The organism is Actinomadura rubrobrunea NBRC 15275 (assembly GCF_001552235.1).
In the GTDB taxonomy this organism is placed as follows: Bacteria; Actinomycetota; Actinomycetes; order Streptosporangiales; family Streptosporangiaceae; genus Spirillospora; species Spirillospora viridilutea.
Genome location: NZ_BCQU01000150.1, coordinates 1 through 7,766 on the forward strand (window position 1 = coordinate 1; position 7,766 = coordinate 7,766).

General features: G+C 75.5%; 3 protein-coding genes and 2 pseudogenes. All 5 read left to right on the plus strand.

Annotation, left to right across the window (positions count from 1 at the left end; translation table 11 throughout):
* Positions 1-1,140: DAK2 domain-containing protein (locus AR3_RS27890; protein ID WP_067918461.1), on the plus strand; the 1,140-nt coding region annotated here is incomplete at its 5' end.
* A 38-nt stretch (positions 1,141-1,178) separates the two neighbouring features.
* Positions 1,179-1,691: pseudogene (locus tag AR3_RS33025) on the plus strand (OB-fold nucleic acid binding domain-containing protein); the annotation flags it as partial.
* Positions 1,692-3,119: 1,428 nt separating this feature from the next.
* A pseudogene (locus AR3_RS33030) lies at positions 3,120-4,403 on the plus strand (ATP-dependent DNA helicase RecG); the annotation flags it as partial.
* A 224-nt stretch (positions 4,404-4,627) separates the two neighbouring features.
* Positions 4,628-5,554 (plus strand): HEAT repeat domain-containing protein, encoded by a 927-nt coding sequence (locus AR3_RS27900; RefSeq protein WP_067918465.1) that lies wholly within the window; start codon positions 4,628-4,630, stop codon positions 5,552-5,554.
* A gap of 233 nt (positions 5,555-5,787) precedes the next feature.
* Complete coding sequence (locus AR3_RS27905; protein ID WP_067918467.1) at positions 5,788-7,698, plus strand: serine/threonine-protein kinase; 1,911 nt, start codon at positions 5,788-5,790, stop codon at positions 7,696-7,698.
* Positions 7,699-7,766: the final 68 nt, after the last annotated feature.

The window sequence follows — 7,766 nt, forward strand, 5'->3', positions numbered from 1 at the left end:
GCCGACGCCGCCCGCGCCGCCGCGGCGGGCGCGCGGCAGGCGCTGCGCCGCACCACCGCGCAGCTCGACGTGCTGGCCCGCAGCGGCGTGGTGGACGCGGGCGGGGCGGGCCTGTGCGTGGTGCTCGACGCCCTCGCCGCGGTGATCACCGACGAGTACCCCGAGCGGTACGAGGTGCCCGCCCGCACCGGCGCCGCCCCGGACGCCGAGCGCGTCCCCGCCCGCGAGGACGGCGCGGCCGCCCCGGGCTACGAGGTCATGTACCTGCTGGACGCGCCCGACGAGGCCGTCCCCGAGCTGCGCGAGGACCTGGACCGCCTCGGCGACTCCCTGGTCGTGGTGGGCGGGGACGGGCTGTGGAACGTCCACGTGCACGCCGACGACGCGGGCGCCGCCATCGAGGCGGGCCTGAAGGCGGGCCGCCCGCACCGCATCCGCGTCACCTACCTGCGCGCCGAGGAGCGGCCGCAGGCGCCGTGCACGGGACGCGCCGTGGTGGCGGTCACCGCGGCCGACGGGCTGGCCGAGCTGTTCGAAAGCTGCGGGGCGCGGGTGGTGCGCAGCCCGTCCGGCGGCGCGCCCCCGCTCGCCGTGCTGACCGACGCGATCATCGCGGCGGGCGACGAGGTGGCGGTGCTGCCCAACGGGCCGGAGGTGCTGGCCGCGGCCGAGGCCGCCGCCGAGCGGGCCCGCGACAGCGGCGTGCGCATCGCCGTCATCCCGACCCGGGCGTCGGTGCAGTGCCTGGCGGCGCTGGCCGTGCACGACCCGCTGCGCCGCTTCCACGACGACGTGATCGCCATGACCCGGGCGGCGGGCGCGACCCGGTTCGGGCACCTGGAGGTCGCGGCCGGGGAGGCGGTGACCAGCGTGGGGCTGTGCCGGCCCGGCGACGTGCTCGGCATGATCGAGGGCGACGTCGCCATGATCGGATCGGAACTCGCGGACGTGGCGCGGCAGGTGCTGGACAGGATGCTGTCGGGCGGCGGCGAGCTGGTCACCCTCATCACCGGCGCGCGCGCCCCGTCCGGGCTGGCCGGGGCGCTCGAGGAGCACCTGCGCGAGCATCGCCCCGATGTGGAGGTCGCCGTCTACGACGGCCGCCAGGAGCGCTGCCCGCTGCTCATCGGCGTCGAGTGACCCGGCCGGTGACGGTGCCGCGCGGTAGAAAGGGGGACGTGGCGAAACTCGACGAGCCGTTGCGCAAGGTCCTGGGGGACAGGACGGCCAAGGTGCTGGCCAAGGGCCTGGACCTGCACACCGTCGGCGACCTGCTGCACCACTATCCCCGCCGGTACGCCACCCGCGGCGAGCTCACCCCGCTGAACGACCTGCAGGACGGCGAGCACGTCACGGTGATGGCCGAGGTGGTCAAGGTGCAGGGCCGCACCCTGACCCGCAGCCCCGGCTACGTCCTGGAGATCACCGTCACCGACGGCACCGGCGAGCTCAAGCTCAGCTTCTTCGGCCGCAAGGGCTCCTACCGGCCCGAACGGGAGCTGTCGCCGGGCACCCGCGGCCTGTTCGCCGGGAAGATCACCACCTACCGTCCGCGGAGCGGCCGCGTGCAGCGCCAGCTCGCGCACCCCCAGTACAAGGTCGTCGCGGCTCGCGACGCGCAGGAGGCCGCCCAGGAGTGGGCCGACGAGATCATTCCGATCTACCCGTCGACCAAGGGCCTGGACATCGAGACGATCGGCAAGTCCGTCGGCATCGTGCTCGACAATCTCGAGCTCGGCGAGGACCCGCTGCCCGAACCGATCCGGCGCCGCTACGGCTTCGTCGGCCTGCGCGAGGCCTACGAGGGCATCCACCGCCCGCGCGACTGGGACGAGCTCGGCCGCGCCCGCAAGAGGCTGAAGTGGGACGAGGCGTTCGTCCTGCAGATCGCCCTGGCCCAGCGCCGCCGCGCCGCGAGCGCCCTGCCCGCCACGCCGCGCCCGCCGGTCGCGGGCGGCCTGCTCGACGCCTTCGACGCCCGCCTGCCCTTCGAGCTCACCGAGGGGCAGCGCCAGGTCGGCCGCGAGATCGCCGAGGACCTCGCCCGCGAGCACCCGATGCACCGCCTCCTCCAAGGCGACGTGGGCGCGGGCAAGGCGCAGCCGCTCGACGCCGGCGTGCTCACCCCCACGGGTTTCCGGCCCATGGGGGAGATGGCCGTCGGCGACGAGGTCGTCACCCCGACCGGGGAGGTCACCGTGGTCACCGGGGTCTTCCCCCAGGGTGAGCGCGACGTGTACAGGGTGGTCTTCTGCGACGGCACGTCCGTGGAATGCGACGACGAGCACCTGTGGCCCGTCAAGACCGACGACGGCTGGCGGAGCGGCGGTCCGCTCGAGGTGCTGACCACGCGCGAGCTGCGTCGGAACCTGGCGAGGGGGAGCGAGGCGGGCGCGTGGAGCCTGCCCCTGATCGAGCCGCCGGAGCTCGACGCGGTCGCGTCCCGGCCCGTCGACCCCTACCTGCTGGGGCTGCTGCTGGGCGGCGGCCGCGCGGAGCACGGCTCGGTGCGGCCGCCGGCCCGCGACCCGGAGGTCGCCGAGGCGGTCGCCGGGCTGATCCCGGCCGGATGCCGGATCCATCAGGAGCAGGACGGCCCGCGGGACCGGCTGATCGTGGGCGAGCGGCGCGAGGCGGAGAATCCGCTCGTGGCGGCCCTGCGGGAGCTCGGTGTCCACGAGACGGGCGCCTGCGACAGGTTCGTGCCCGACAGGTACCTCGTTGCTCCCGTCAAGGAGCGCCACGCCTTGCTCCAAGGGCTGTTGGACGCGCGCGGAACGCTCGGCGCGCATGGCCGGGAGGTCGTCTTCACGTCCGCTTCCCGGCGGCTGGCAGAGGACGTCGCGTGGCTGACCCGGTCGCTCGGAGGGTACGCGCGCTGCCGCCCCGTCACCGACGCAGGAGAGCGGCACTGGACGACGAGCGTCGCCCTTCCCGACGACGTCGACCCCTTCCGCCTCTCTTCAAAGGCGGGCGGGCTGAGGGCCCGCGTCGGCGGTGAACGCAGGCGCAAGCGCATCCGGTCCATCGAGTACGTGGGCCGCGAACACGTGCAGTGCATCTCCGTCGCCCACCCCGACCGCCAGTACGTGACCGACGGGTGGACGCCCACCCACAACACGATGGTCGCGCTGCGGGCGATGCTGCAGGTGGTGGACGGCGGCGGGCAGGCGGCGCTGCTGGCGCCGACGGAGGTGCTGGCGCAGCAGCACTACCGGTCGATCACCGGGATGCTCGGGGACCTGGCCCAGGCCGGGCAGATCGGCGGCGCCGACCACGCCACCCGGGTGGCGCTGCTGACCGGGTCGCAGGGGGCCAGGGCGCGCAAGGAGTCGCTGCTGGACGTGGCGTCCGGCGCGGCGGGCATCGTCGTCGGGACGCACGCGCTGCTGCAGGAGCACGTGCAGTTCGCCGACCTGGGCCTGGTGGTGGTGGACGAGCAGCACCGGTTCGGCGTCGAGCAGCGCGACGCGCTGCGCGAGAAGGTGTCCGGCGGGCGGCCCCACGTGCTGGTCATGACCGCGACGCCGATCCCGCGGACGGTGGCGATGACGGTGTTCGGCGACCTGGAGACCTCGGTGCTGGGGCAGCTGCCCAAGGGTCGGTCGGAGATCCGCACGCACGTGGTGCCGCCGGAGAAACCCGCCTATTTCGCCCGCATTTGGGAGCGCATCAAGGAGGAGGCGGCGCAGGGCCGCCAGATCTACATCGTGTGCCCGCGCATCGGCGAGCAGGAGGGCGCCGAGGACGACGCCGCGCCGGCCGCCGAGGACGAGGCCGGCGGCCCGCGGTCCCCGCTGGGGATCATGGAGCTGCTGCCGCGGCTGGAGGAGGAGCTGCTGCCCGGGCTGCGCATCGGCGTCCTGCACGGCAAGCTGCACCCCGACGAGAAGGACGCGGTCATGCGCCGGTTCGCCGCGGGCGAGCTGGACGTGCTGCTGGCCACCACGGTCGTCGAGGTGGGCGTGGACGTGCCGAACGCCACCGTCATGGTGATCATGGACGCGGACCGGTTCGGCGTGTCGCAGCTGCACCAGCTGCGCGGCCGGGTCGGGCGCGGCACGCTGCCGGGCCTGTGCCTGCTGGTCACCGACGCCGAACCGGGCAGCAGGGCGCGCGAGCGGCTGGACGCGGTGGCCTCCACCACCGACGGGTTCCGGCTGTCGCGGCTGGACCTGGAGCAGCGCCGCGAGGGCGACGTGCTGGGCGCCGCCCAGGCCGGGCGGTCGTCCAGCCTGCGGCTGCTCACCCTGCTGCGCGACGAGGAGGTCATCCGCGCGGCGCGCGAGGAGGCCACGCGGCTGGTGGACGAGGACCCCGAGCTCGCCGAGCACCCCGCGCTGGCGGACGAACTGGCCGCCCTCCTGGACGAGGAGCGCGCCGACTTCCTGGAGAAGGGCTGACCCGCGCCGGGCATGGGCCGCGGTGCCCGGCTGGGTGGGATTCTCAACATTCTCCAGTTAATAGGTTGACTTAATGGGTTTGGCTGGGCGACCATGGGCGTCGTGACCCCGGTCGAGCCTCTCACCGCGCGCCTGCACGTCGACTTCCGGCGCCAGGCCAGCGCGTTGTGTCCGCGTCGCTGAACCGACGTCCCACAGGTTCCGACGCCTTCGGAGGCTTTCCCATGACGACCACCGATCCGTCGGCGGCGCGGGCGTCCGACGCGCGCCCCGCGGACCCGTACGGCCTCGCCGACCTCGCCCTCGCCGAGCTCGACGACCTCCTGCGCGACCCCGAACCCGAGGTGCGCGCCGCCGCGCTGCGCGCACTGGCCGAGACGGCGCGCGCCGGACGCGCGCCGCTGTCCGCCGGCGACGCCTTCGCCTGGGCGCTGGCGGACGCCGACCCCGGCGTCCGCCGCGCGGCCGCCGACGCCCTGCGCGACCTGCCCGAGCTCTACCTCGGGGAGGAGGGCGTGGAGGCGCTGCTGCTGGCCCGGTCCCAGACCGCCGACCGCTACGTCCGGGACGTCGCCGCCGAGGTGCTGGCCGCGCTCACCCGGACGGCGTGCGAGCTGTACGCGCAGGGCCTGCAGGACGGCGAGCCGCACCTGCGGGTCCAGGCCGTCGTCGTGCTGATCGCCCTGCACGCCGCGGACGAGGTCGCCGACGCCGCCGACGACCCGGCCCGGGAAGTGCGGGTGGCGGTGGCCGAGGGGCTGGCCAGGCTGGCGCGGCCCGCCGGGCTGCCCGCCCTGGAGCACCTCCTGGCCGACCACGACCCCGTGGTGCGGATGGCCGCGATCGACGCCGCCGCGGAGCTCGGGGTGCCCGAGCCGCTGGCCGGACGCGTCGTCACGGCGGTCGCCCACCCCAGCTGGCAGGTGCGCAGGCGCGCCGCGCTGGCGCTGGGCGCCGCCGACGACCCCGAAGTGGCGGTCCCGCCGCTCGTGCACGCGCTGCGAGACCGTATGGTGGACGTGCGGCGCGCCGCCGTCCAGTCTCTGGAACGATGGGCGTCGCACCGTCCGGACGTGCTGACCGCCCTGACCGAGGCGCTCGCCGATCCGGACCCCGGCGTCCGCACGCAGGTCCGCTGGGCGCTGGCCTGAACGGCCGGCGCGCCCGCGGGCCCGGCGCGGGCCCGGCATGAGACGTGGGCGGGGCGTCCTGGGGTGGGGGCGCCTCGCCCACCCGCTTGTCTGCGAGCTCGTCCGACTTTCCGTGACGGGCGCAGAACGCTGCGGTGATCACAGACGTCTAACGAGTCGCGCAAGATGAACCACGGGGGGCTCGGACGGGTACAGCTTCTCGTGGCGGGTCCGGATGCGACGGAGGAGAGCCGATGGCGGCGGCACGCCCACTTCAGGCCAACGATCCTGCGTGGCTGGGGCCGTACGAACTGCTGGGCAGGCTCGGCGAGGGCGGGCAGAGCGTCGTCTACCTGGCGCGCGGCGCGGACGGCCGCGAGGTCGCCGTCAAGCTGCTGCGCGCCCAGCTCAGCCGCAGCCCCGAATGGCGCGCGCGGTTCGCCCAGGAGATCAAGGTCATCGGCCGGGTCGCCGGGTTCTGCACCGCGCAGGTGATCGACGCCGACGTCGAGGGCGACCTGCCGTACGTGGTCAGCGAGTACGTCCCGGGGCCGTCGCTGACCGAGCTGGTCACCTCGCAGGGCCCGCGCGTCGGCACCGACCTGGACCGGCTGGCGATCGGCACGATCACCGCCCTGGCCGCCATCCACCGCGCCGGGATCCTGCACCGCGACTTCAAACCGTCCAACGTGCTCATGGGGCCGGACGGGCCGCGCGTCATCGACTTCGGCATCGCCCGGGTGATGGGCGCGTCCTCCGCCCAGTCGAGCGGCGTGGTCGGCACCCCCTCCTACATGGCGCCCGAGGCCGTCAACAACGCCCCCCTGGGTACAGGGGTGGACCTGTTCGCCTGGGGCGCGACCATGCTGTTCGCGGCCACCGGGCGGCACCCTTTCGGCAACGACAACATCTCCGCGGTGTTCCACCGCGTCCTGCACTACGAGCCGGACCTGTCCCCGCTGCCGGATTCGCTGCGCGAGATCGTCGCCCGGTGCCTGGCCAAGGACCCGGCCCGCCGCCCCGAGGCGCAGCAGGTCCTGCTCGACCTGCTCGGCCGCCAGGCCAGCGTCGACGCCGAGCCGGACGCGGCGCTGACCACCGGCGCCTCGTTCGCGGGCGACGACCGGCCCGCCGCGATCGGCCCCTCCGCCGGCCCCGGCGCCGGGGCGCCCGCCCTGATCGGCGCCTCCGCCCACGCGCCCGCGGCCGATCCCCCCGGCGGGGGAGCGGGGCCGGGGCCGCACGACCCCGCCTCGCCCGGCCCGGCGGTGTCCAGTCCGCCGGGCGATCCGCGTCAGGGGCGGCCGCACGAGGACACCACCCCGTCGGGGCCGCAGTCGCCTCCCACGCTCCCGCCCGCGTCGCGCCGCCGCGCGCGGTGGCGCATCGCCGCGATCATCGCGGCCCCGCTGCTCGCGCTGGCCGCGGGCGGCGCCGTCTGGGCGCTGTCGCCGGACGGGGACGGCGGACGGTCGAAGCGGCCCCCCGCCGCCGACACCGCCGCGCCGCCCGCCGAGGCGAACACGGCCGCCGCGGCGGCCGCCGAGGCGGTCAAGGCGGTGCTCAGCTTCGACTACAGGACGCTGGACCGCGACATCGCCGGCGCCCACGCGCGCGTCACGGCCAGGTACCGGGCCGAGTACGACCGGCAGCTGCAGACGCGCAACTGGCAGACCCGGCTGCGCGAGACGAAGGGCTCGGTGACGACCGAGATCGCCGACACGGCGGTCGTGGCGGCGTCCCGCGACAGCGTCACCGTCCTGGCGTACGTCAAGCGGACGGTGCGGTCCCAGAACGCCCAGCCCAACATCCTGCAGGAGCCCATGCGCACCACCATGGTGCGGCAGGGCGACGGCTGGCTCCTGGACACCCTTTACGTCCTCAAGGCCGACTCCGTCCCGCTGGCGACCGCCGGCGAGGGCTGGCCGGGGCCGCGGGCGCGGACGGCGCTGGACGCCGTGAGCCGCGACCGGACCGTCGCCGCGGGCAGCCTCGTCGAGTCGGGCCTGCGGGCCGGCGCGACCGCCGGGGAGATCTACGCCCTCGCGGTGGTCGCGGACTGCTCGCCCGGCTCGTGCACCGCGAACGACGAGGTCGGCGTCCACCGGCTGCGGCTGCGGCAGACGGACGGCGGATGGCAGGTCGCCGGGACCGAGCGGCTGTGACCCGGCGGTCCACGAGGAAGACACGCCGTCGACATGACGAGGCGGGGCGCCCCGAACCGGGGCGCCCC

Bases quoted from the DNA above. Each gene is read 5' to 3' on its own strand.
- AR3_RS27900 (WP_067918465.1), top strand. From the start codon at position 4,628: ATGACGACCACCGATCCGTCGGCGGCGCGGGCGTCCGACGCGCGCCCC.
- AR3_RS27905 (WP_067918467.1), top strand. From the start codon at position 5,788: ATGGCGGCGGCACGCCCACTTCAGGCCAACGATCCTGCGTGGCTGGGG.